Origin of the sequence: Adlercreutzia wanghongyangiae, assembly GCF_035989245.1 — a bacterium.
GTDB lineage: Bacteria > Actinomycetota > Coriobacteriia > Coriobacteriales > Eggerthellaceae > Adlercreutzia > Adlercreutzia wanghongyangiae.
Map to the genome: position 1 here is coordinate 1 of NZ_JAYMFF010000025.1, position 23667 is coordinate 23667.

Here is a 23667-nt window from a genome sequence, read left to right on the forward strand (position 1 = left end):
ATGCGCTTCACGAAGCGGCCCGTGTGCGAGCCTTCCACCTCGGCCACCTCCTCGGGCGTGCCCTGGGCTACAATGGTGCCGCCCTTGTCGCCGCCCTCGGGCCCCAGATCCACGATATGGTCGGCGCACTTGATGACATCCAGGTTGTGCTCGATGACGAGCACCGTGTTGCCGGCGTCCACCAGGCGCTGCAGCACCTCGAGCAGCTGGCGCACATCTTCGAAGTGCAGGCCCGTGGTGGGCTCGTCCAAGATGTAGAAGGTCTTGCCCGACTGGCGCTTCTGCAGCTCGCTGGCCAGCTTCACGCGCTGGGCCTCGCCACCGGAAAGCGTGGTGGCGGGCTGTCCCAGGCGAATGTAGCCGAGACCCACGTCGAAGAGCGTCTGCAGCTTGCGACGGATGCCCGGGATGTTCTCGAAGAACGCCAGAGCGTCCTCCACGGTCATGTCGAGCACTTCCGAGATGTTCTTGCCGCGGTAGGTCACCTGCAGCGTCTCGCGGTTGTAGCGCTCGCCGTTGCACACCTCGCAGGGCACGTACACATCGGGCAGGAAGTGCATCTCGATCTTAATCTGGCCGTCGCCCTTGCATGCCTCGCAGCGGCCGCCGCTCACGTTGAACGAGAAGCGCCCCGGCGCGTAGCCGCGGGCCTTGGCCTCCTGCGTGCTGGCGAACAGCGCGCGGATGTCGTCCCACAGCCCGATGTAGGTGGCCGGGTTCGAACGCGGGGTACGCCCGATGGGGCTCTGATCGATGTTGATGACCTTGTCCAGCTTATCGAGCCCCGTGATCTTGCGGTAGGGCCCCGTGCGGCGGTGCGCGTGGTTCAGGCGGTTCGCCAGCGCCGGAGCCAGCGTATCGGTGACAAGCGAGCTCTTGCCCGAGCCGGACACGCCGGTGATCACCGTGAGCGTGCCGATGGGCACCTCCAGCGTGACGTTCTGCAGGTTGTTCTCGGTGGCACCGGTCATCTTCACCGAGCCGCGCTTGGGATGACGGCGCTCCGCCGGCACCTCGATGCGGCGGCGCCCCGACAGATAGTCGGCCGTGATGGAGCCTTCCGTGGCCATCACCTCGGCCGGCGTGCCCGCAGCAATCACGTGGCCGCCGTGCTCGCCGGCGCCCGGGCCCATGTCCACCACGAAGTCGGCGGCGCGGATGGTATCCTCGTCGTGCTCCACCACCACGACCGTGTTCCCCAGATCGCGCAGACGCTCCAGGGTGGCGATAAGCCGCTCGTTGTCGCGCTGGTGCAGGCCGATGGAGGGCTCGTCCAGAATGTAGAGCACGCCCATAAGGCCGGCGCCGATCTGGGTGGCCAGGCGAATGCGCTGGGCCTCACCGCCCGAGAGCGTGGCCGTAGCCCGATCCAGGGTGAGGTAGTCGAGTCCCACATCTACGAGGAAGCGCAGCCGCTCGCGGATCTCCTTCACGATGGGCAGCGCGATGACCGCGGCCTGGCCCGTGAAGTGCAGCCCCTCGAAGAAGCCCAACGACTCCACCGCCGACATCTCGGTAACGTCGTGGATGGACCGGCCGTCCACGGTAACCGCTAGAATCTCCGGCTTCAAACGCTTGCCGCCGCAGGTCTCGCAGGGCACCGTGGCGAAGTAGGCCGCCAGCTTCTCGCGCTGGGCGTCGGACTGGGCCTCCTGATAGCGGCGCTTCACGGCTCCCAGCACACCTTCCCACTCGATGTACCAGTAGGTGTCGCGGCCGTCCACGGTACGGTAGTCCACGCGCACCTTCTCGGTACCGAGGCCGTTCATGATGGCTTTCTGGGCCTTCTTGGGCATGTCCTCCCAGGGGGTATCGGCGTCGGTACCCACGTGCTGGGCCACGGCGCGCAGCACCTGCGGATAGTAGTTGCCGCTCTTGAACGGTGCGATGACGCCCTCGTTCAAGGTGAGCGAGGGGTCGGGCACCACGAGCGAGGGATCCACCTCGTCGCGGCTGCCGATGCCGAGGCAATCGGGGCAGGCGCCGTAGGGTGCGTTGAAGGAGAAGTCGCGCGGCTGCAGCTCGTCCATGGAGTGCCCGTGCTCGGGGCACGCGAGCGCCAGCGAGAAGAGGTGCTCCCCCTCCCCTAAGCCGCCCGTAGCACCCGAGGACGTGCCGCCGGCCTCGCCGAGCGGCAAGCCATCAGGCCCGAGCACCTGCACGAGCACGCGCCCGCTCGCCAGCTTGCAGGCCAGCTCCACTGCCTCGGCGATGCGGCTCGTGGCCGACTCCTTCAACGTGACGCGGTCCACCACCACGTCGATGAAGTGCTTGATCTTCTTGTTCAGGGTAAGGGGCTCGCCGGTCAGCTTCACGATCTCGCCGTCGATGCGCACGCGGGAGAAGCCCTCCTTCTGCAGATCGGCGAAGAGCTTCGTGAACTCGCCCTTGCGCCCGGCCACCACCGGCGCCATGAGGATGGCACGGGTTGCCTCGCCCTGGGCCTTATCACCGAGGCGCAAAATCTCGTCGGTCACCTGGTCGGTGGTCTGCTTCTTGATCTCGCGGCCGCACTCCGGGCAGTGGGGCACGCCCACACGCGCGAACAGAAGGCGCAGGTAGTCGTAGATTTCCGTGGTGGTGCCCACGGTGGAGCGCGGGTTCTTCGACGTGGTCTTCTGGTCGATGGATACCGCCGGCGACAGGCCGTCGATGGAGTCCACATCGGGCTTGGACATCTGGCCTAAGAACATGCGCGCGTAGCTGGAGAGGCTCTCCACGTAACGGCGCTGGCCCTCGGCGTACATGGTGTCGAAGGCAAGGCTCGACTTGCCCGAGCCCGAAAGGCCTGTGACCACCACCAGCTCGTCACGCGGGATGGTGAGGTCGACATCCTTCAGATTGTGCTCGCGGGCACCCTTGATGACGATTTCGTTGGCCATTGAATGCATTTCCTTCACAGACATGAAGCAACGGGCCCCGCCTGGGCGGCCCGCTGCCGATTTCCTTTGTTTCGTCTGTGTATTTTACCGACTCAAAGGGGTCCGTTCCAGCAGTTTAGGGAACTTCTGTTCGCGTTCACGGATTTTGCATAGATGATGGCTGAGGTTATATGAGCAGCCTTCTATGAAAGAGCAGGAGCCGTCTCCTCGCAGGCGCTCTCGACGCTCGTCGGCTCCACCACAGCGGCCGAGGCGCCCGCGGCTCGCGTCTTGTGGAAGCGGTGCAGGGTGAGCCGGCCGTCCTTCTTCTTCTCATGGGGCGCGCGCAGGCTGGCCGCCACGAACAGGCTGGCCCCCACCAGCACCACGGCCATAGCGGCGAACACCACCGCGAACGAAGAGGCCCCCAGAAGGATGCCGCAGAGCACGCCCGTCACCGCCGACCCGGCGTAGGCCACCAGATTCACCGAGGCGAGAATAGCCGACACGCGCAGCACGCTCACATGCAGAAGCAGCAGGCGCAGCGATACGGACACCGCCACGCCCATGGCGAGGCTGAACACGGCGCAATCAGCCATGAACAGCAGCTCGGTTCCCAGGACGACGAAAATCGCCATGCCGGCAGTGGCGGCCGTCACAGCCGTCATGGCGATAACGAGGGTGCGCCTAGGCTCGAAGCGCTGCACGAGAGGACCGCCGATGAGCGACGGCGCCATGATGAGGGCCAGGATGATGGAACCGGCCAGAGGAGAGGTCTCGCCGAAGCACTGGCGCGCGATGGGCGCCGCGAACGACTGGAAGAAGCAGGACACGAGCCAGGTACCCAGATAGCACACGGCCACTACGGCAAACAGGCGCCGGTTGTCGCTGGGAACGTAGATGCGCACCCGGATGACGGCGCGCAGCGAGAGCGTCTGGTCCAGCGGCTCGTGAACCACGGGCATGAGGAACAGGCACACGGCCAGAATAGCGATCATGATGCCGTACAGCACGACCGTGTTCGGCACCAGGTCGTACAGCACGCCCACGCCCACCGATCCGATCATAATGCCGACCATGGCCCCACAGCTGGCCACCGCCGACCCCCAGCCCAGGTGCTTCTCGCCCACGCAATCGATGACGAGGGCCGACACCGCGCTCATGCCGAGACCCGCGGAAAGCCCCTGAACGAAGCGCGCCGACAGCACCGCCGCACCGCTGTCGGCCGTCATGAACATGATGCAGCCGAGAATGGCGAGCATCAGCGTGAGGCTGGTAACGGGTGTGCGCCCGAGCGCGTCGGAAATGCGACCGGCCAGCAGGAGCGTCAGAGTCACACCGGTCAGATAGGTGAGCATCGTGTTCGAGATATCGGCGGTGGTAAGCCCGATGGCAACCTGATAGTCGGCGTAAAGCGGGATGGGCACTGCCGTAGCGGCGAAGATAGCCAGAAACGCAATGGTGGCCAGCGCGAATCCGCGCAGCGACTGCCCGTCGGTGAGCTCCTCTTTGTGCATCCTTTCCTCCGTTGAGACGAGATGTGCCAGCCCGCCTTCCGGGAACGGAAATCCCGAAAGGGTGCGAGCAGTATGAACCTCGCGCATGCAGAATTCAAGAGGAAATCCGAAGTTCGCCACTCAGCGATGAAACAGCTCCGCAAGCCGCTGGAAACCCACCGTCGCAACACCGTCGGCCGTCGGGAAGAACCGCCCGCCTCGCAGGCCCCTGCGCATACCGCCCCTGCAAGCAGACCGGGCCCGGCTACATGATGGCGTGGCCGGCCGACTGCATGAGGTAAGGGATGTAGGCGAGCACGACGAGCGCCGCCCAGAACAGCATCTTCGCCTTCTTGCGACTCATGGCCCCTCCCTTCGATCGAGGACGGCCCTCGGCACGTCCCACGAGAACTTTCAGGGGCATTTTCCCACGCCGCATCCTTTATTGCCGAGCGGGATGATCATCCGTAGAAGGCCCGCAACCGCGGCGAAACGCCTACGGCACGGGAATGTCAGCACCTCGTCAATTCACCGCCCGAGGCATCGGGAAGCGCTACGCTCGGGGATGGGCGAGCTTGTGGATTTCCTTCAGACGATCGGGGCTCACATGGGTGTAGATCTGCGTAGTGGACAGGCTCGCATGACCCAGCATCTCCTGCACGCTGCGCAAATCGGCGCCCCCATCCAGAAGATCGGTGGCGAAGGAGTGGCGCATGGCGTGAGGCGACAGGCTCTCGTCCAGACCGGCCACGCGCAGGGCACGCTTGAACATCTTGCGGATGGCATCGGGGCTGACGGGATTGCCCCGGCTGGACACGAAGAAGTAGTCGCTCGCCCGCCCGTTCAGCAGCAGGGGCCGCGCCTCATGCGCATAGCGCTCCATGGCCTGCGCACCGGCGCGGGACAGCGGAACGATGCGCTCCTTGGCCCGCTTGCCGAACACCTTCACCTCGCGGGCCGGAAAGTCCACCCAGGCCGTCAGCAGCCCCGACGCCTCCGACACGCGCGCACCGCATGAGAACAGGAACTCCAGGATGGCCGTATCGCGCACCTCCTGGGGCGTCTGCGCGCGGGGCTCGCCGAAGGCGTCCTCGTCGCCGAACACTCCCAGCAACGTGACCATATCGGCGTTGGTGATGACCTTCGGCAGCCGACGCTCCCCCTTCGGGGCCTGGGCCACGCAAGCCGGATCCACGGCGGCGCGGCCGGTGCGGTTCAGCCAGCGGTAGAACGACCGCAGCGCCGACAGGTGCCGTTTGATGGTGGTGCGGGCGTAGCGGGCCTGGTCCAGCTCGGCCAGATACCGTCGCAGCTGACGATAGGTGGCCCGATGCGGATCGACCCCCTGTCGACGCGCCCAGCGCAGATAGGCCAGCACGTCGTCGCGGTAGGCGCGCACCGTATGCGGCGACGCCCCCCGCTCGACCGCCAGGGCCGCGCAGAACGGGTCCACATCCCGACCGCCGGGAAGATCGCGCAGATCGCTGCCGGACGCATCGGCGCTGGATGCGCGCTCCCCCGTCATCGCGGCATCAGACCGGCGGCGTCCAATGCCTCCCGATAGCCCCCGAGTGCGGCGGTGGCGCGGGCCGCATAGGCCCCGTAGCGCTCGCGCTTGTTGCGCACGGGGGGCTCCAGCGGACGCATGATGCCGAAGTTCACGTGCATGGGCTGGTAGTCGGCCGTGGCGGGGTCGGCGGCGTAGGACAGCAAAGCCCCGTACACCGTGTCGACGGGCAGCGGCGGCAACGAGACGCCGCGCAAATCGGCCGCCACAGCCAGGGCCACGTGCAGCCCCGAGCGAATGGCCTCGCAGTAGCCCTCGGTGCCGGCGAGCTGGCCGGCCACGTAAACGGGAGCCGCCAGGGCCTCGGCACGAGGCGTGCGCAGACGCCCATGGTCGTCCAGCAGATGCGGAGCATCAATGAACGTGTTGCGGTGCATCACCCCGTAGCGAGCGAACTCGGCGTTCTCAAGCCCGGGAATGAGGCGGAACACGCGGCGCTGCTCGGGGAAGGTGAGGTTGGTCTGGAACCCGACGAGGTTGTAGCTCTGGCCGCAGGCGTCCTCGACCCGCAGCTGCAGAGCTGCCCAGGGACGACGCCCGGTACGGGGATCGGTCAAACCCACCGGCTTCAAGCTGCCGAAGCGCGGCGCGTCTCGGCCGGCCCGGGCGATCTCCTCGATGGGCTGGCAGGCCTGGAACAGATCGCGGCTCTCGAAGTCCTTCGCGATGACGCGCTCGGCCGCCAGCAGCTCGTCGATGAACCGCTCGTATTCCTCGCGGGTGAACGGCGCGTTCAGGTAGTCGCCGCCTGCGGCCGCGTCCTCGTAGCGGCTCTGGCAAAACACCTTCTCCCGATCGATGGAATCGGCCATCACCACCGGCGCCGCCGCGTCGTAGAAGGCCAGGGCGTCGCGCCCCGTGAGGTCCATAAGCGACGACGACAGGGCATCGGAGGTAAGCGGACCGCTCGCCAACACCACCGCATCGGCCGACCGGCATAGTGTCGCCACATCCTCGACCTCCTCGCGCACCAGCTGGATGAGGGGATGGGCCTCCACCCGGTCGGTGATGGCCTTCGAGAACAGGGTCCGGTCCACAGCCAGGGCGCCCCCCGCCGGCACCGCGCAGGTGCGCGCCGCCGCGATCAGGGGCGATCCCAAAGCCGCCAGCTCCTGCTTCAGCAAACCGGCAGCGCTGTCGGGTTTGGTGCTCTTGAGCGAGTTGGAGCAGACGAGCTCGGCCAAGTCGCCGGTATGGTGCACGGGAGTCGGATGCTGCGGACGCATCTCCACCAGCCGCACCGCGACGCCGCGATCCGCCAAGTCCAAGGCCGCCTCGCTGCCCGCCAGACCGCCGCCCACTATGGTCACAAGGTATGTCATAGCTCAACAGGATACCAAATAACGGCACGCTCAGCCCCGTCAATCGGGCCGGAGCGCCCCATGCCGCCGAAACCGCACGATTCATCGACGCCTCCCCGTCTCGGCACGCAGTCGAGGGCCATAGCGGCCGTCGGGGTATTGGGCGATGAGACCGTCGCGCTGGGCCGTGGCCAGCCACACCATCAGCCACGTGAGCGCATCGCCGGAAGGCCGCTGGGCCTGAGCGAGGTTGCGCAGAGCCTCCATGCCCAGCGGCTCGGCCCGCAGCGCCTCCAGCAGCACCCGCTCGGGCGACGGGGGCGGTGTCACATCGGCATCGCCGCCCGCTTCCGCCACGGCATCTTCCTGCTTCAGGCAGCCGTAGGCCGAGAACAGCGCATCCGCGAAGGACTCCTCGTCCACGATGGGCTGCGCACCCTGGTACAGCAGCCGGTTGGCGCCGCGGGAGTTCTCCGAAGTGATGGCACCGGGCACCACCCACACCTCGCGACCCGCAGCCAAGGCCTCGTCGGCCGTGGAGAAGGTGCCCGAGGGCAGGCCCGCCTCCACTATAAGCGTGGCGCGCGACAGGCCGGCAATGAGTCGATTGCGCTCACGGAAGGTGTAGGGCAGCGGTACGAAATCCCACGGCTGCTCGGACACCACCGCACCTCCCCCATCGACGATGCGCTGGAAGAGGCCCGCGTGCTCCGCGGGATACAGCTGGTCGCAGCCCCCGCCGAGGAACGCCACGGTGGGACATCCCGCCGCCAGGGCCGCCTCGTGCGCCACCGCATCGCAGCCCCGGGCGCCTCCCGACACGATCACGATGCCCCTTTCAGCGGCCATGCCGGCGAAGCGTTTGGCCACCGACCGGCCGTAGGGGGTAGCCCGACGGGCCCCCACCACGGCCAAACCCGCGCGCAGCGCAGCGGGGCTCCCCACACCGTACAGACGCGCGGGCGGCTTGGGCACCGTTCGCAGCAGCGTCGGGAAACCCGCATCCTCCGTCGTAAGCTCGAAGCGCTCGCCGTCCAATCTCATAGACCTCACCGGCATATCAACAACCTCCTACCCCACTGCGAACGCGATAGCCCACCGCTTCGGCGAGATGCTCGCTACTCACAGTCTCCGATTCGTCCATATCGGCTATGGTGCGCGCCACGCCTGCAACGCGCGCGATAGCCCGCCCGCTCATGGCGTGCAGCTCGGCCACCGACACGAGAAACGCACGCCCCTCGTCGGTTACCGCATGCCGCTCCGCCAACCCGGCCCTCCCGTCGGCCATCCCTCGTTCCCGCCTCCATGCGGCGAAGGCGCGCGCCTGCATCACCCCAACGCGCAGCTCCTCCGAAGACGTGCCCCGCTCTGAGGCCAATACCTGGGCCGGCGCCGTGCGATGCACGTCCAGGTGGATGTCGATGCGGTCCATCAGGGGACCGCCGATGCGGTTCTGATAGGTGCGAATCTGGGGAACCGTGCAGGTGCAGTCGTGGTCCTCGTCCCCGAAATAGCCGCAGGGGCACGGATTGGCTGCCGCCACCAGCATGAAGCGCGCCGGGAACAGCACGTTGCCATCGGCCCGGGTGATGGTCACCGAGCCGGCCTCCAAAGGCTGGCGAATGCCCTGCAGCACCGACGTTCGGAACTCCGGCAGCTCGTCGAGGAACAACACTCCTTGATGAGCCAGGGATATCTCGCCGGGCCGAATGGGACTGCCGCCGCCCACGAGTCCGGCCAGCGAGGCGCTGTGATGGGGGCTGCGGAAGGGGCGCATGCCCCCGATAACCGACTCGATGGGCTCGCCGGCAACCGAGTGCACCACGGCCGCCTCCAGCATCTCGTCAGCCGACAGGGACGGCAGAATGGAGGGCATGCACGAGGCGAGCATCGTCTTGCCCGATCCGGGCGGCCCCATCATCAGCAGCCCATGACCCCCGGCCGCCGCTATCTGGAACGCGCGCTTGGCCACCTCGTGCCCCGACACCTCCCCGTAGTCGGGCATCGGCTCGCACCGAACCGCCCGGGGGGCGCGGCGATGAGGAGCCAGAGCAGCAGCGGCTCCCCCTTCGCGGGCCGCCTCCCCCATATGCCCCAGGGAGAAAATACGCACATCGTCCAAGGGAACCGGATCGCTGTCGGCAGCGCACACGAAATCGACGCCGAGCGATCGGGCGCAGATGGCGCAGGCCAATGCCCCCGGCACCGCCCGCACCCGGCCGTCCAGCGCCAGCTCTCCCACATACAGCGTATCGCGCGCCCAGGCGGGATCGATCTGCTGGGTCGCGGCCAGAATGCCCATGGCGATGGGCAGATCGAACCCCGAGCCGGTCTTCTTCAAGTTACCGGGTGCCAGGTTGACGACCACCTTCTCGTTGGGCATCGTGAAGCCGGAGGCGCGCAGGGCCGCCCGCACCCGCTCCCGCGCCTCCTGGATGGCGGCATCAGGCATGCCGACAATGGACACCCCCGGCAAGCCGCCCGACACCACTACCTCCACGGCAACGGGCACCACCTCGACGCCCCGCACCGTCGCGCTCATCACCGCGCACTGTCCGAGTTTCATGACGCTATGCCGCCGAGTAGGCGCCGATATGATGGCGGACGAAGGCCCGCTCGCCCGGAAGCGCCACCACGGACACCACATCGAAGCGCACGACGGCCTCGCCGAGGAAGTGGTCCCTCACATAGGCCAGGGCGATGCGCTCGTACTTCTCGCGCTTGGCCGGGTTGACGGCCTCGGCGGGAAAGCCCTTGGCCGTGCTGCGCCGCGTTTTCACCTCTATGAAGGCCAGTGCGTCGTCGCGCAAAGCGATGATATCGGCCTCGCCGGCGAAGCACGTCCAGTTGCGTTCCAGAATGCGGTAGCCGCGCCGCGTGAGAAACCGCACCGCGGCCGCCTCGCCGCGGGCTCCCAGGGCGCGGTTCTCATCGCCGCGCCGTCTTAAACCGGCGGCATCCGCACCCTCGTCGGACACAGGCGGCAACGCGGCAGCATCCTCGTCGATATAGGTTAGCTCGTCCATGACAGCTGCTCCTTTCTCTGATAGGAGCAGCCTACAGGAGCACTGTCGCAGTTCCGTCTCGGGAACCGTCGGCCCTCATTCGGCGCGCCGCCGCACGATTGTCGGGAAAGAACCGCCCGCGATGCGCCCAGGTGCCGCCTCTACGGCCGACAACGAGCCTCCCGCTTGTCGGCCGCGAGTCACAATGTCCCGCTAGAACAGGGTCTCCTGGGCGAAGGCCCCGCAGAAGCTGCGCCGGTGAATGGGCGTCAGCCCGCGTTCGCGAATAGCCGTGGCGTGACCCTCCGAACCGTAGCCCTTATTGGAGGCGAACCCGTAACCGGGGTATTGGACGTCGTATTCCTCCATCAGCTTATCGCGGGCCACCTTGGCCACCAGCGACGCCGCGGCGATGGAGGCGCACTTGCCATCGCCCTTCACCACGTTCACCTCGCGTTCGTCCACGTGCAGCGGGTTGCCGTCCAACAGCACCACGTCCACGGAGATGCCGGCCTCCTCCACGGCGCAGATGGCCCGCTGGAAGGCCATGCGCAGCGCCGCCGTCATGCCCATACGGTCGATCTCCTCCGGCTCCACGTACTGAACCGTCCAGGCGCGAGCCTCCTCGCGCACCTGAGCCGCAATCAGCTCACGGGCCTCGGGCGCCACCTGCTTCGAATCGTTCAGGCCCGCGATGGGAGCGCCGTCGCCTAGCACCACGCCGCCCACGGCCAAGGGACCGGCCAGAGGACCGCGGCCCACCTCATCGAGCCCCAGCACCACGCTGCCGCCGTGGGCCTCGGCCATCTCGCGCTCGAAGGCGTACAGACCGGCCAGACGGCGCTCTTCGGCCGCCTCCGCCTCCAGACGGCGCCGGGCCACTTCCACCGCCTGGCGTACGCCCTTGCGCGTGTCGGCCACCAGCGACCGCTCCAGCACGGCGAACTCGTCGGCCGTGGCCGCCTGCAGCTTACTTCGAATCTCGGAGACCGTCAGATCGATCACCGCGCGCTCCTCTCCTTCTCACGCGAAACCGGACCCGGCCCTCCCACGGCAGCGGGTCCGCTCAAGAAAAAGGGCCCCCGAAGGAGCCCTCTGCATTGCAAATAGGATAAAGGCCTAGCGGAACGCCTTCTCCTTGATCTTGGCGGCCTTGCCCACCTTGTTGCGCAGGTAGTACAGCTTGGCGCGACGCACGTCGCCCTTGCGGGTCACCTCGATCTTCTCGATCTTCGGGGAATGCACCGGGAAGGTACGCTCCACACCGATGGAGAAGCTGATCTTGCGCACGGTGAAGGTCTCGCGAACCGAGGCGCCCTGACGACGGATGACGTCGCCCTGGAACACCTGGATACGCTCGCGGTTGCCCTCGGTGATGCGGTAGTGGACCTTCACGTTGTCGCCCACGTTGAACTCGGGGAGGTCCTGCTTGATCTGCTGCTGCTCGATAGCGCGAATGATATCCATCTGCCTTTTCCTACTCTATTACTGCTCAATGGTCTTGGTCGTTTTAGTTTGGACGCGATTTGACAGTATATCGCCCCCCTACAGGCTGCGCAAGGGGAATTTTCCCCACCCTTGGCGAAAATTCACGCAAGCGGCACGCATGGTCGCCGAAAGACCGCCGAGGGGCGCCGTCCCTTAGGCGCCCGGGCGCTCCTCAACAATGACGAACTCGTCGGCGCCGTCGCTCTCCTGAGCCACGAGCATCTGCTCGAACATGCTGGCCGTGGCCGTGAAATCGCTCGGCAGCACCACCGTGGACTGGCGGCCGTTGCGGGCGAACTCGCTCATCATGTCGGTCCACTGGGTGAAGATGAACAGCTGGTTGGCCTCGGCGGCCGACACGCCCGAGCTCTTGATGACCGCGAGCGATTCGGAAATGCCGTCGGCGATGGCCTTGCGTTGGGCGGCGATGCCGCGGCCGGCCTGCTCCATGGCCTCGGCGCGGGCGCGGGCCTCGGTGACCACCTTGATGCGCTCGGCCTCGGCGAGCGACTGGGCGGCCTCCTTCTCGCGCTGGGCGGAGTTGATGCGGTTCATGGACTGCTCCACATCGGCCGGCAGGTCGATGGCCGTGATGAGGGTGCTCACCACATCGTAGCCGTAGGCCACCATAAGCCCCGACACCGTCTGGTTCACATCCGATGCGATGGCATCCTTCTTGTCGAACACCTCGTCGAGCGTATACTGGGGCACGCTGGAGCGAAGGGCGTCGATGAGGTAGGAGCGCATCTGGGCCGTGGGGTTGGCCAGCATATAATAGCTGCGCCACACGCCCGAGGGCTGCCCCTGGGCCGCCGGCTGGGCGCTCACGCGGTACTGCGCGGCGATGGCCATGGTGACTGTCACGTTGTCGCGGGTCTTCGCATCGATGGTGAACTGCTCCTGGCGCGTGCGCATGTCCACCTTGGCGGCCACGGTCTCGAAGAACGGGATCTTGATGTTCAGGCCCGCGCCCACGGTGCGGTTGAACTTGCCGAGCCGCTCGATGATGTAGACGTTCTGCTGCGGCACGATGAAGAAGATCTGCGGCGCCAGCACCACCAGCAGTACGATGATAATGCCGAGTAGGATCATGGGAACTCCCTTTCTCTGAGTTGCGCGGTGAGGGTATTGGTGGCAGTATACCATTGTCCCGCGCCGGCCAGCGACACCGGCGCATACCCCGGTCGATCCCCATCCGAAAGGTCCCTTCATGATAGAACCAGCCCGCGCAGCGCTCATCGTCATCGACATGCAACAGGGGTTCATCGATGCCGCCTCGCCTCTGTGCATCGCGGGAGCCGCCGCGACGATTCCCGCCTGCGCGCAGGCGCTCGCTGCCGCGCGCAGCCTCGGCATGGCCGTTTTCCACGTGCGACGCGAATATGCGGAAGACGGCAGCGATGTGGAAGCGGTGCGCTACGCAACGTGGGCGGAAGGAGGGAAGCCCCTCTCGTCGGCGTGGCCGGAAAGCCTCGCCTGCCCGCCCGAGCTCGAGCCGCTTCCCAGCGAGACCGTCGTCATAAAGCCGAGCTGGTCGGCCTTCTTCGGCACCGGCCTGCACGAGCGCCTGGCCGCCGCGGGCATGCGCACCGTCGTGCTCGCCGGCACCACCACGCCCAACTGCGTGCGCTCAACGGCCTACGACGCCATGGCACTCGGCTACAACGTCGTGGTACTCGCCGACGCCACCTCCTCGCGCACGCCGGCGGTGCAGGAGGCCAACCTGGAGGATATGGCCTTCGTCGGCTGCCAGATCATCACGGCCGGCACCCTGGCGGAGCGGGGCCTGGAAACCGTGCGCGACATCGCGGGCGACGCGACCCGCGCCGCAGATCGAGGGCGTCAAAGCGCAGAGGCCGTACCCGAGAAGCAGGCCATGCCGGTCGAGCCTCGCAGCGAGAACGCCACGCCCGCGCTCGCCTCCATCGAGACCGTCTCCACCGGCTGGATCAACAAGTACCTGCTGCACTACACACTGCCCGACGGGCGCCCCTACACCTACGAGGGTGTCTCGCGCAAGGGCCCCGAACGCTACGAGGCGGCACTTACGGCCCTCGGCGCGGGCGAGGCGCCCGTGCCCGACGCCGTCTGCATCGTGCCCGTGCTGCCCGACGGTTCGGTGCTTCTGGAACGCGAGTTCCGCTACCCTTTGAACTCCTGGTGCATCTCGCTGCCCGCCGGCCTTATCGACGCGGGCGAGTCCATGGAGGAAGCCGTGGCCCGCGAGCTCGCCGAGGAGACGGGCTACCAGCTGCGCTCCGACGTGACCTCACCCGTGCGACCCCTCCCCCAGCCCGGATTCTCGTCCACCGGCCTTGCCGAGGAGAACGTGCACGTGGTGTTCGCCCAAGTGGAGCCGGCAGGCGCCGCCGCTCCCGAATCGGCCGAGCTCATCGAGCCCTTTGTGCTGCCCCGTGCCGAGATTCGCGCCTTCCTCGACGCCAACAAGACCCCCATCGGCACCCGCTGCCAGCTCATCCTCGAAGCCATGGTTCTCTAGCGAGTTTCAGAGACTTGTATCATATTTTTTACATTTCTTTTAGTTAATCTAATGGAACAGCTTTTTTGTGCCATACTATGTATCAAATTTTTTGCATAAGGAGCAACTGTGCTTTTGAATGAGGATCTATCGGAACGCGTTCGCATGGGGCGCCAAGAGCTTGGCCTCAGTCAAGCCGACCTCGCGAAGCTTGCGGGAGTGAGCCGCCCGACCATCGCCCGCATTGAAGGAGGAGGAGCCGATCGAGTCGCCCTGGGAACCGTCGAGCGCGTTCTCAATGCCACCAACTGGGACCTGTCCATCGAGCGAGGCGTTCGCCCGACTCCCCAGCGAAACGACTTCGATATCGAACGCTACCTCGACTCGCTCTACGGTGAAGCACGATGACGAGCGCCACAGAGAAGCACCTCGAGGTATTTCTCGCCGACTCGCACGCCGGCCAGCTCATCATGTCTCGCCACGGCGAGCTCTCCTTCGTCTACGACAGCACCTACCGAGGCCCCGATCTCTCGCTCGCCATGCCCTTCTCGACAGAGGAGTACCGCGGAAAGCGCGTCCTCGCGTGGTTCGACAACTTACTCCCCGACAACACGCAAGTTCGACAGGGCATGGCAGATGAGGCTGGCAGCAGCACAGGTGTCTTCCCGCTTCTCGCGCGATTCGGCCTCGATTTACCGGGGGCCGTTCAAGTGGTGGACCCCGATGAATTGCCATCCCTTCTCGGCCTTCCCCGCGCCTACGTGCAACTGACTCCCGAGCAAGTGGGAGAGCGCCTTTGCAAGCTCGTCGAAGACGAAGACCGGCAACGAGCACGCGCATGGACGCAAAGCGAAGAGCATTGGTCACTCGGCGGCATGCAATCGAAGATCGCCCTGCGCAGATTCAACGACTCGTGGTACGAGTGCGTGGGGGCAAGCGCCTCGAACATAATCGTCAAACCTGGCGCCTGGGGCCTTGAGGGGCAGGCGATTGTGGAGTTCATAACCATGCGGCTCGCCAAACGATGCGGCCTTCCTTGCGCCTCGGTTGCCCTAACGAAATTCGGCGCCATGGATGCTATCGTCATCGACCGATACGACCGCTACACAGCGCCCGACAGCGGGAATGTCACGAGAATTCACCAGGAAGATCTCTGTCAGGCGACCGGTACCATGCCAGGGGGGAAATACGCAGCAGACGGCGGTCCCTCCTCAATCGAGCTCATCGAGCTGCTGAAGGGAACCGAGGGAAACAGCCTCGGCCGGTTCATTGACGCGCTGCTGTTCAATTACCTGACTGCTTCAACCGACGCCCATGCCAAAAACTACTCCCTGCTGCATCCGGCGCAGGGAAGAAGCCTGCTGGCACCGCTTTACGATGTCGCAAGCGCCGCGCCATTCATGAAGAAGGGAAAGACGTACCGCCTGGCCATGTCCATCGGAGGTGAGAATCGTGTGGGCTGGCTTCGGAAGTCGTCAATCGAGCGGTTCGCGGCCACGCATTCCCTCGATGTCGCCAGTTTGGCGAACCGTACTGAAGAGCTGGCAACGCTCGCGAGAAAGAATCTGCCCTTGGCCGTTGAGGACGCAGGTCCTCAAAAGGGCATCGAGCGCATCGCCGAAACGCTCATCCCTCGTATCGATGCACTCTGCAGCGCGGCCCAGAGAAATATTCGCACCGATAGCAAACATTTCAAACCAGTAGACATTACTCGATTCGGCTTTTAGACGCACGCTGGCTCCGATCTTGCGTGCAACCACGAAATCGGAGCCAGCGGCTCATGCCCTCGTTGGGAAATCGCTATTCGAACAGCGGCGTGGAAAAATAGCGCTCGCCCGTGTCGGGCGACAGCGTCACCACGGTCTTGCCCGGGCCCAGCTTGCGGGCCAGGCGCAGGGCGCACGCCACGTTGGTGCCCGAGGAGATGCCGCAGAACAGGCCCTCCTCCCGCGCCAGACGCCGGGCGCAATCCAGGGCCTCGTCGTCGGTCACCACGATGATCTCGTCGATAAGCGACGTGTCCATGATGGCGGGCATAATGCCGTCGCCGATGCCCATCTGCACATGGGTGCCGATGGCGCCGCCGGAAAGCAGCGCCGCATGCTCGGGCTCGGCCGCCCAAATTTCCACCGAGGGAAAGACCGCCCGCAGCTCGCTTCCAATGCCCGTAATAGTGCCGCCCGTGCCGAACCCCGAGCAGAACCCGTCTACGGAAAGACCGGCCGCCTCCACATCGGCCAGAATCTCGGCCGCCGTTCCCTCGCAATGCGCCGCCAAATTGTCGCGGTTCACGAACTGCTGGGGCACGAACACGCGCGGGTCCTCGGCGGCCATCCGCTGGGCCAGGGCGATGCACTCCTCGATGCAGGCGCCGATATCGCCCTCGTCGTGGACGCACACCACTTCGGCCCCGTAGTGCTCCATAATGCGCCGGCGCTCCACCGAGCAGGAATCGGGCATGATAATGCGGGCCGCATAGCCCTTCACCGCCGCCACAAGCGCGAGCCCCACGCCCTGGTTGCCGCTCGTCGGCTCGACGATAACGGAATCGGGCGAAAGCTCGCCGCGCTCCTCGGCCCCCTCGATCATGCGCAGCGCCGTGCGCGTCTTCACCGAGCCGCCCACATTCACGCCCTCGAACTTCACGAGCACCTGGGCATCATCGGGCCCGGTCATGTGTCGCAGGCGAATAAGCGGCGTGCCACCCACCGCTTCAAGAACGTTCTCGCAGATCATCGCATCCCCTCACCTTCGGGGTCATCATTTCTCGAAGCGCATTCTAACATGAGGCCTCGCACACTGTGCCGCGTCGACCGTCCTCTACCCGCCGGAAACCCCACCCACGCCTTCGACGGCACAACTTTTGTCTTGCACTTTATTGGACCCGTAAAACGACCAGCCCTTCCCATCAAGGGCAACCCTTCATATTGGCCGATTAAACAATGATGACCTCAACAGAATACCCGCTACGGCCCACCCCGAAAACGAAGTTCAACGGGCAGCGTTCCCCTCAACCAAATCCATGAGCTCTTGCTTGCCGTGCACGCCCGTCTTCGCATAAATCTTCTTGATATGGAACCACGCCGTATTCTCAGAGATAACAAGCGCCTCGGCGATGAAGCGAGCAGAGCGACCACGCGCAAGATACCCCAATATCTCCCGCTCTCTTTTGGTCAACCCATAAGCATCAGCCACTTTTTGCACCGGGTCGACTTCGGAGGCCCGCTCATCCTCGACAAGCATCTGGCCGCAATCAGCGGAACCGCAGGCGTCGTCACCACCAGCAACCCCCTTCACGATAGCGTCTTTTTGCGGTGCCTCTCGACGTGCGAGGGCCAGCAAAACGATGGCCAGAGGATATATTCCCACGAACGACAATATCGTTATAAGCGACACATCCAAACGAGCGCTCATGGGGCCGAGAACAGTGCCCAAGCCAAGTCCTCCAAGGAGAAACAAGCACGATCCAATCATAAAGAAAGACCCTAGCACCCAATAGGGGCATCCCAATCGACGTGTCTCGTTCACCAAAAACAGCAGGATAACCATACTGCACACCTTGTAGCAGAAAATGACAATGGCACCAACGGGAACACCTGCAATATGAACGGAAAACGGCAGTAGCGAGAGCACTACGATCACTACTGCGAAACACGTCTTGTAAACAGACTCGGGCTTCAGACCCTCCCCCATAGACACAACGAGCCCAAACACCACAAGAGTCGAGACAAGCGTCGACGGCCAAGTAGACTGCGATCCGGCCGCACCTTCAGACGACGATCCGAGCAACCCCGTGTGAAAAAGGCCCACCACGCCCACAAGCACGAAGAAGGCGACGAGGGTGGGAATGAGTGACGCGACCTTGCGCCAATTTATCTCGGGGTGAAGGCGCGCCCGTGGCGATTCCTGGCACCACGCCCAAAAGAATGCGGGTACGGACAGACCGATCATGAGCAGAGCCAGCACTCCCGATATCGCCAGAGCCGCCTCGGACAGCACCACCCCCAACACTCCGCCTATCACATAACCGATCATGATCTCGAAGGCGGTTAGGCGCCCCTGCGCCTGAGCGGCAAACACCCCCAGCCACAGAATATACAATACAGAGAGCGCGGCACCCGCTAAAACACCAGCTGCGACAACGGCAAAAGGCCCCTCGGCCAACGTAAAAGGGGGCGACACGAGAACCCACGAGATCGCCAAACTCATCGTCGCGCCACCATAAAGAACACGTCCGGGCACCTGCCCGCGCAATCCGGCAAACAACGCGAGCATCAACCCGGCCACCAAGGAAGCCGCATTGAAAGCCACCACGAAGGATATGTCGGCCACAAGCCCCACTTTGACTGAAGTAGTGGACATGGCCGTGCTGTAGAAATGAGCTGAAGCGGCTCGATATAACCCGAAGCCTATCGCTATGTAGAAGAAGTTCCGAACAGCTGGTTTCGATAAATGCCGCAGCATGAAGCCACCTCCCTCCCTCCGCATTGTAGCAATTTTGAGAGGCTCATCACTCAAACCCTTTCTCAATCGCGTCGAAACGCCCCTGATGGGGACCTCGAAATTAAAAAACTACCGAAAACCGGTAGGCCTCGAAAGGGTTCCTCGGCGACAATCCACCGCTTTTCGGTCGTGCCTAAATCAAGCAAGGCGCCCATAGTAAACAAGGAGGACGGAACTCCAACTGTTCTCCGCACCGAGACTGGGAGAGACGCACCGGTGCAGTGCATCAACGAGAAAGGAAAGGAACCATGGAGCAGATTTCACGACGCGAGCTTCTCGCTTACACAGCCGTCGGCATAGCCGGCTCGCTCACTGCGGCATCACTTGCAGGATGCACCGCGCCAGCCAAACTAGCTGACACCTCGTCGGACGGCAAGCCCGCCAAAGCCGAAGTACCCACCGATGGCGTTTACGTCACCCGTGCCCTCGGCCATGAAAGTTGGATTTACGTATCCACCACGTTACGCGACGGCGCCATCGCCGCCTGCCAGGTGGTGCGCGACAACGAGACCATCGGTGTAGGCAACTACGCTTGCGCCCGCATCCCGGCAGCTATCGTAGAGCACCAAAGCGTCAATGTGCCCAATGTGCGCGGCTGCTCCATTTCAAGTAACGCCATCAAAACCGCCGTCACCGAGGCCATTGAGCTTGCGGGCTACAACATCGATGACTTCTCTGAAGAGATCACCGTTGAGAAAACCAACGAGAAGATCGAAGAGACTTGCGATGTGGTTATCGTCGGAGGCGGCACAGCCGGCCTTTTCGCCGCGGCCAGGCTGGCAGAACACGGTGCCCAGGTGACGGTTGTGGAGAAGCGCCATATCCCGGGTGGCTCTATGGCGATGACCTATGGCGGCATCATCAGCGCGGGGTCGCGTCGACAAAACGCTTACGACGTGACCGGCGAATTCTCGGACACCCCCACGGGCAATCTCGACGCGAAGATGGAGGCTTTGCGCGGCGAGCTTCTTCCCGGCAACGAGGACAGCGACCTGTCCTTCTGCCGAGTTATGTATGGCGAAGCAGGGTCAATGGCCGATTGGCTTAGCGACATAGGAGTTGGATTCAGAACCATGGGAACCTTTGAGGGAGCCACATCGGTTGCCAACGGACTCTCCTTTGCTCCAGGCATGTACATGGGCGGCGTTGGCTACACCATGATGTTCCTCGCCGAACGTATCGAGAAATTCCCAAACGCGAAAATCCTCTACGCGACAACGGCTACTGAACTCATCAAAGACGAAACAGGCGAAATCGTCGGCGTGAAGGCATCAGGGGAAAACGGTAATGAGTACACCATTCATGCCAAAGCCGTGTGCCTCACTGGCGGTGGATTTGCAAAGAACGAGGAGATGGTGAAGAAATACTACCCGACCCATGCCGGACAATTCTTCAACTGCGCCTCAGCCTCTACCGGAGAGGTTATCCAAATGGGAATCGATGCTGGTGGCGTGATCGACATGTTCGGTGACGGCGAATTACCCGCCTATTTGTCGAGCAAGGGACTCGTTGAACTCGCCTTCGCGGGCATGACATCACCCGGATTATTCGTAAACACGCATGGCGTCGACCTTGGAAGCTGCGTAAGTCATTCGAACACCGCCGAGATGAAACTGGACGAGTCTAACGGCGATCGCTTCTTCCTTGTCTTTGACAGCACCGCCGCCGAAACCACACGCAAAAATTTGCTTCTCGGCTTTGACACCTACAACTGCCTTTTTGAACGCGGCGAGGCCGTGCATTACGAAAGCGTAGCCGAAGCTGCGGAAAAGCTCGATTTGCCAGAGCTGCAGGCTCAGATTGACGAGAACAATGGGTATGCGCTGTCCGGCGAGCCAGACCGCTTTGGCCGTGCTATGCGTCCCTATATTGAGACTCGCGATGGTATTTGGTGCGTGGAAGTGACACCGACGTTCTATCTCACCACCGATGGTCTGCGTATCGATGAAGACTGTCACATACTCACCGAAGGCAACGAGATCATCCCCCATTTGTACGCCGCAGGCGACACCGCGGGATCGATCGAGAAAAAGGATGGTCTGAAATACAGCTATGGCTTTGACTCGGCGAGCACGTTCGGATATCACATGGCTGAGGTAATCGCCAAGGAACTCTCCCTTTAGCGTCGCCGTGGCTGAGCGTTTCCCTCCCAGCGCTCAGCCACCCCGATGTCATTTCCGTCGACTTCGTTTCTGGCGAAATGCTCTGGGAAATCAAGTCCTCAACCCCTGAGCCCCGTAGTCCCAACCTCATCATGCCCAACGAGCTCTGCCGCACTCCCTCGTGTTATCCTGACGGCATCGGGCATATGAGCTTCACGCCTGGATACATCGCTGATCTGGCACGACTCAGCATAACCCATTGATGATACCGGCGCCATTCGCGGCGGTAGGCTCTCCGAAAAAAGCCCTCGAATTATCGAGGGCTTTTGCATTTAAATGGCGGGATGTACGAGACTCGAACTCGCGACCTCCGACGTGACAGAACGCAGCTGATTTTAGTCACCCGTCACTAAGCTATCAGTGCTAAAGCTTCCATCTTTACTTTAACTCTTAGCTGATAATGCCTCAGTTTTATGTCTCTGAACTGGGAGTTCTTAAAAACATTTTATAATCCGCTCTTCCGTATTTGCTTAAATAGAAGATGAAAATGGACTAACTTCTTATGTCGAGCATCTCGATCGCTTGATGTCGTTAGATGCCTTTAGAGGAAAATAGCTGTCTCTACGCTAGCCCCATTTTTAGCCCCAAAATCAAAATAACGCCTTATATAATGGATGCGCTCTAACATACTCCATATTAGGAGGTGGTCATATTGGCCAACGTTTTGAGCATGCGGTCCCTGTTTGGAGCGAGCCGCAAGGAGTAAAGCCCCGAGAGTCGCTCTAGATATTTCTCGCAGCAACGAGAAGCTTCTGCACTGTACTTTTATTTGCGGATGTTTTCAGGGAAAGAGCTTGTCGGCTCGTGGTCTGCTAGGTTGCTGACTTGTAGCACCACGAGCTGTCCTTCTTTGAACCTATTTCTTAAGCTGAAACAGCCCGAACGCCTTTCGTTCTTCTTTCTTACTTTCGTTATAGTGTTTGATTCTCTCAAACACTGGCTGCAAGTCACATTCCTTCAAACGTTGAATTTCCCAGCCATGCTTCTCCATCATCATAGGCCGCAGAATCTCCAGCTCACGTTGATCGATTACATTATCCTCAAGCATCTTTCCATACTGCTTGTAGAAATCTATCTCTTCGGAGGACATTTCTTTACCTGTAGAAACGACGTCCATAAGCAGGGTTAGATAATCATTTGATGCATATTGGCAAACCAGCTCATCCTGAATAGAATCCCTCAGTTCCTTTTTGCGTTTTAGACTGAATATGCTAAGTGCACGATAGTTCACAAGGAGTTGTTCAATCTCATCATTCTGTGCTCTCGCAGCCTGGGTCAACTGATCCACATCCTGCTGCAAACAATGTACCTGTTCTTGTAGTTTGTTGATTTCTGGTTGTCGCACTAAGAAGCCAGCAACAAAGCCCCCGACACCGCATACAGCTCCTGCCACTGCTATCATCATCTTGTCGTACATAAACTTGCCTTTCTATATGAGGCTCTGCAGCCTATCGTGTCGCGCTAGCTGTTCTTGGGCAGCTCCGTGAAGACGCTCGGTTTCTTTTCCTAACAGGTACGTCCGCCTATTGCTTTCATAAAACAATCCTGCGAGCTCTTTGACCATTGCTATCGCCAGCGGGTAGTTAATATAAGGGACACCCTTCTGCCGTACAGCACCAACAATCGCTTGACCAAAAAAACTAGTTGAATAAGATACCAACTTGATCTGATTAATGCGTATTGTGTCTTCAAGTTGCCTAGAAGCAATATAAGCTTTCGTAAGCATTATCGTTAAAGTTCCTCCGGCAATATCCTGTGCTCGCAAGGTAAACAGATGACGATAAAGCTCTTCCGCCTTAACCTTGTTTCCTGTTGTTTCTACTGAAAACTCTTGTACAACATCAATGATGTGGTTCCAAGACTTGCCATCAGATCTTTCGTAATCCAAATAGGACAATCCAGGAAGAGGCAACCCCTGTTTTGAAAACGTATCAGCTAGTAAGTGTCGCATAGCTTGGACTGCGCCAAAAAGAGCATGTCCGCTTCTCTCTGATTCTTCTTGTTGCATCATCATTTTGATTGGATTGAAAGACAGGTTAGCTAAACCTTCACCTTTCGCTAATGGATCATGCCCCCATAACAATCTGTGGAAAGCAACATATGTTTCGTCAGAATCCCTCGAGATCATCTTGTCCATCCAGTCGGATTTATGATGAAAGACTTCCCCTAGCGCCTTTTGAATAAAATCGTAATCACCATAACAATCACTAGCCGCCTTGTGTATGCCATCAAGCCATTTCTCAACAGCCTTATTTGTTGAAAGAAAGACGCTAGCAGCAGAACAGAGCAAGCACCATGCGATATCGAGGTTATCTAAGTCTGATGATGTTTTATCAATGCAGCTGATCTCAACTTGCTCGATATCATCTTCCTTCAAAGCCAGCAGATACTCTCCTTCAATACCAGCTATGGCAAAAGACAACGTCTGTGGTTCTGTCATTGGGGTACCCCTTCTTTAATCACGCTTACGAAATCTCTCGTCTTTGCCTACTAATCAGATAGGTCTGATTATTGGACTTACTGCATCTCTAAGGCATTTCGCTGGATTCCAGATAATTATCTCATTTGTAGCTATTCTTCATTAATATCGCACTGTCTAGCTAGACAACCTCCGTTAAGTATTGCCGAAGGTATCACCTATTCATGTGCCATTAGGGGTCAATACGTGGAAATAGGGGTGCTTCAGAGCACTCCGAAGAGGCGCATTCCAATCACATTGGCCCCAAAATTGGGGGTTATAGGACAAAAAGTGTGTCTGGAGACTAGTCGACAGCATAGGGGTAGACCGTCGCGTGGTGGAACTCG

Annotated in this window: 18 protein-coding genes; 4 read left to right on the forward strand and 14 right to left on the reverse strand. The window is 61.9% G+C overall.

What is annotated here, in order from left to right:
- The 10 genes from uvrA to VIN30_RS10775 form a co-directional block, all read right to left on the reverse strand.
- Window positions 1-2882 (reverse strand): excinuclease ABC subunit UvrA (uvrA, locus tag VIN30_RS10730; protein ID WP_338211489.1); only part of this gene is annotated, 2882 nt, incomplete at its 3' end.
- Window positions 2883-3064: 182 nt separating this feature from the next.
- Window positions 3065-4378 carry an MFS transporter gene (locus VIN30_RS10735; RefSeq protein WP_338211490.1) on the reverse strand — a complete coding sequence of 438 codons (1314 nt, stop codon included), beginning with the start codon at window positions 4376-4378 and terminating at the stop codon, window positions 3065-3067.
- 532 nt (window positions 4379-4910) lie between these two features.
- A complete protein-coding gene (locus tag VIN30_RS10740) occupies window positions 4911-5882 on the reverse strand; it encodes a tyrosine recombinase (protein WP_338211491.1) in 972 nt (323 codons plus the stop codon).
- Window positions 5879-7234, reverse strand: coding sequence for a methylenetetrahydrofolate--tRNA-(uracil(54)-C(5))-methyltransferase (FADH(2)-oxidizing) TrmFO (trmFO, locus tag VIN30_RS10745; protein ID WP_338211492.1), 1356 nt, complete (start codon window positions 7232-7234; stop codon window positions 5879-5881). The genes VIN30_RS10740 and trmFO overlap by 4 nt, the downstream gene beginning before the upstream one ends.
- Before the next feature lie 93 nt (window positions 7235-7327).
- Entirely contained in the window at window positions 7328-8284 is a 957-nt protein-coding gene (gene dprA, locus VIN30_RS10750) for a DNA-processing protein DprA (protein WP_326423662.1), read from the reverse strand.
- Between the two features lies 1 nt (window position 8285).
- On the reverse strand, window positions 8286-9791 hold the full coding sequence (locus VIN30_RS10755) for a YifB family Mg chelatase-like AAA ATPase (RefSeq protein WP_338211494.1): 1506 nt from the start codon (window positions 9789-9791) through the stop codon (window positions 8286-8288).
- 4 nt (window positions 9792-9795) lie between these two features.
- Window positions 9796-10251, reverse strand: a complete 456-nt coding sequence (locus tag VIN30_RS10760; protein WP_338211495.1) for a YraN family protein — start codon at window positions 10249-10251, stop codon at window positions 9796-9798.
- A gap of 192 nt (window positions 10252-10443) precedes the next feature.
- Window positions 10444-11232, reverse strand: coding sequence for a ribonuclease HII (locus tag VIN30_RS10765; protein WP_338211506.1), 789 nt, complete (start codon window positions 11230-11232; stop codon window positions 10444-10446).
- Between the two features lie 117 nt (window positions 11233-11349).
- The gene (rplS, locus tag VIN30_RS10770; RefSeq protein WP_326423665.1) at window positions 11350-11697 is read right to left on the reverse strand and encodes a 50S ribosomal protein L19; all 348 of its coding nucleotides are present in this window, start codon (window positions 11695-11697) and stop codon (window positions 11350-11352) included.
- A 174-nt stretch (window positions 11698-11871) separates the two neighbouring features.
- Window positions 11872-12810 carry an SPFH domain-containing protein gene (locus tag VIN30_RS10775; RefSeq protein ID WP_326423666.1) on the reverse strand — a complete coding sequence of 313 codons (939 nt, stop codon included), beginning with the start codon at window positions 12808-12810 and terminating at the stop codon, window positions 11872-11874.
- 118 nt (window positions 12811-12928) lie between these two features.
- Between VIN30_RS10775 and VIN30_RS10780 the strand changes: the two genes are divergently transcribed.
- From VIN30_RS10780 to VIN30_RS10790, 3 genes are all read left to right on the forward strand, one after another.
- Window positions 12929-14218, forward strand: coding sequence for an isochorismatase family protein (locus tag VIN30_RS10780; RefSeq protein WP_338211496.1), 1290 nt, complete (start codon window positions 12929-12931; stop codon window positions 14216-14218).
- A 108-nt stretch (window positions 14219-14326) separates the two neighbouring features.
- Window positions 14327-14605: a helix-turn-helix domain-containing protein gene (locus VIN30_RS10785; protein ID WP_338211498.1), complete on the forward strand. Its 279-nt coding sequence runs from the start codon at window positions 14327-14329 to the stop codon at window positions 14603-14605.
- On the forward strand, window positions 14602-15924 hold the full coding sequence (locus VIN30_RS10790; RefSeq protein ID WP_338211499.1) for a HipA domain-containing protein: 1323 nt from the start codon (window positions 14602-14604) through the stop codon (window positions 15922-15924). Before VIN30_RS10785 ends, VIN30_RS10790 begins: the two co-directional genes overlap by 4 nt.
- A 73-nt stretch (window positions 15925-15997) precedes the next feature.
- Here VIN30_RS10790 and VIN30_RS10795 read toward each other — a convergent pair whose 3' ends face one another.
- Window positions 15998-16933: a PLP-dependent cysteine synthase family protein gene (locus tag VIN30_RS10795; RefSeq protein ID WP_338211501.1), complete on the reverse strand. Its 936-nt coding sequence runs from the start codon at window positions 16931-16933 to the stop codon at window positions 15998-16000.
- A 255-nt stretch (window positions 16934-17188) separates the two neighbouring features.
- Window positions 17189-18661: a helix-turn-helix transcriptional regulator gene (locus tag VIN30_RS10800; RefSeq protein ID WP_338211502.1), complete on the reverse strand. Its 1473-nt coding sequence runs from the start codon at window positions 18659-18661 to the stop codon at window positions 17189-17191.
- 287 nt (window positions 18662-18948) lie between these two features.
- Here VIN30_RS10800 and VIN30_RS10805 point away from each other — a divergent pair, with 287 nt between their 5' ends.
- Window positions 18949-20823: an FAD-dependent oxidoreductase gene (locus tag VIN30_RS10805; RefSeq protein WP_338211503.1), complete on the forward strand. Its 1875-nt coding sequence runs from the start codon at window positions 18949-18951 to the stop codon at window positions 20821-20823.
- Window positions 20824-21718: 895 nt separating this feature from the next.
- Here VIN30_RS10805 and VIN30_RS10810 read toward each other — a convergent pair.
- The gene (locus VIN30_RS10810) at window positions 21719-22279 is read right to left on the reverse strand and encodes a hypothetical protein (RefSeq protein ID WP_338211504.1); all 561 of its coding nucleotides are present in this window, start codon (window positions 22277-22279) and stop codon (window positions 21719-21721) included.
- 12 nt (window positions 22280-22291) lie between these two features.
- Window positions 22292-23302, reverse strand: coding sequence for a hypothetical protein (locus VIN30_RS10815; RefSeq protein ID WP_338211505.1), 1011 nt, complete (start codon window positions 23300-23302; stop codon window positions 22292-22294).
- Window positions 23303-23667 lie beyond the last annotated feature (365 nt).

Bases quoted from the DNA above. Each gene is read 5' to 3' on its own strand.
- rplS (WP_326423665.1), bottom strand. From the start codon at position 11,697: ATGGATATCATTCGCGCTATCGAGCAGCAGCAGATCAAGCAGGACCTC.
- VIN30_RS10740 (WP_338211491.1), bottom strand. From the start codon at position 5,882: ATGACGGGGGAGCGCGCATCCAGCGCCGATGCGTCCGGCAGCGATCTG.
- VIN30_RS10800 (WP_338211502.1), bottom strand. From the start codon at position 18,661: ATGCTGCGGCATTTATCGAAACCAGCTGTTCGGAACTTCTTCTACATA.
- dprA (WP_326423662.1), bottom strand. From the start codon at position 8,284: ATGCCGGTGAGGTCTATGAGATTGGACGGCGAGCGCTTCGAGCTTACG.
- VIN30_RS10815 (WP_338211505.1), bottom strand. From the start codon at position 23,302: ATGACAGAACCACAGACGTTGTCTTTTGCCATAGCTGGTATTGAAGGA.
- VIN30_RS10795 (WP_338211501.1), bottom strand. From the start codon at position 16,933: ATGATCTGCGAGAACGTTCTTGAAGCGGTGGGTGGCACGCCGCTTATT.
- VIN30_RS10780 (WP_338211496.1), top strand. From the start codon at position 12,929: ATGATAGAACCAGCCCGCGCAGCGCTCATCGTCATCGACATGCAACAG.
- VIN30_RS10790 (WP_338211499.1), top strand. From the start codon at position 14,602: ATGACGAGCGCCACAGAGAAGCACCTCGAGGTATTTCTCGCCGACTCG.
- VIN30_RS10775 (WP_326423666.1), bottom strand. From the start codon at position 12,810: ATGATCCTACTCGGCATTATCATCGTACTGCTGGTGGTGCTGGCGCCG.
- VIN30_RS10805 (WP_338211503.1), top strand. From the start codon at position 18,949: ATGGAGCAGATTTCACGACGCGAGCTTCTCGCTTACACAGCCGTCGGC.
- VIN30_RS10735 (WP_338211490.1), bottom strand. From the start codon at position 4,378: ATGCACAAAGAGGAGCTCACCGACGGGCAGTCGCTGCGCGGATTCGCG.
- VIN30_RS10810 (WP_338211504.1), bottom strand. From the start codon at position 22,279: ATGTACGACAAGATGATGATAGCAGTGGCAGGAGCTGTATGCGGTGTC.
- VIN30_RS10755 (WP_338211494.1), bottom strand. From the start codon at position 9,791: ATGAAACTCGGACAGTGCGCGGTGATGAGCGCGACGGTGCGGGGCGTC.
- VIN30_RS10760 (WP_338211495.1), bottom strand. From the start codon at position 10,251: ATGGACGAGCTAACCTATATCGACGAGGATGCTGCCGCGTTGCCGCCT.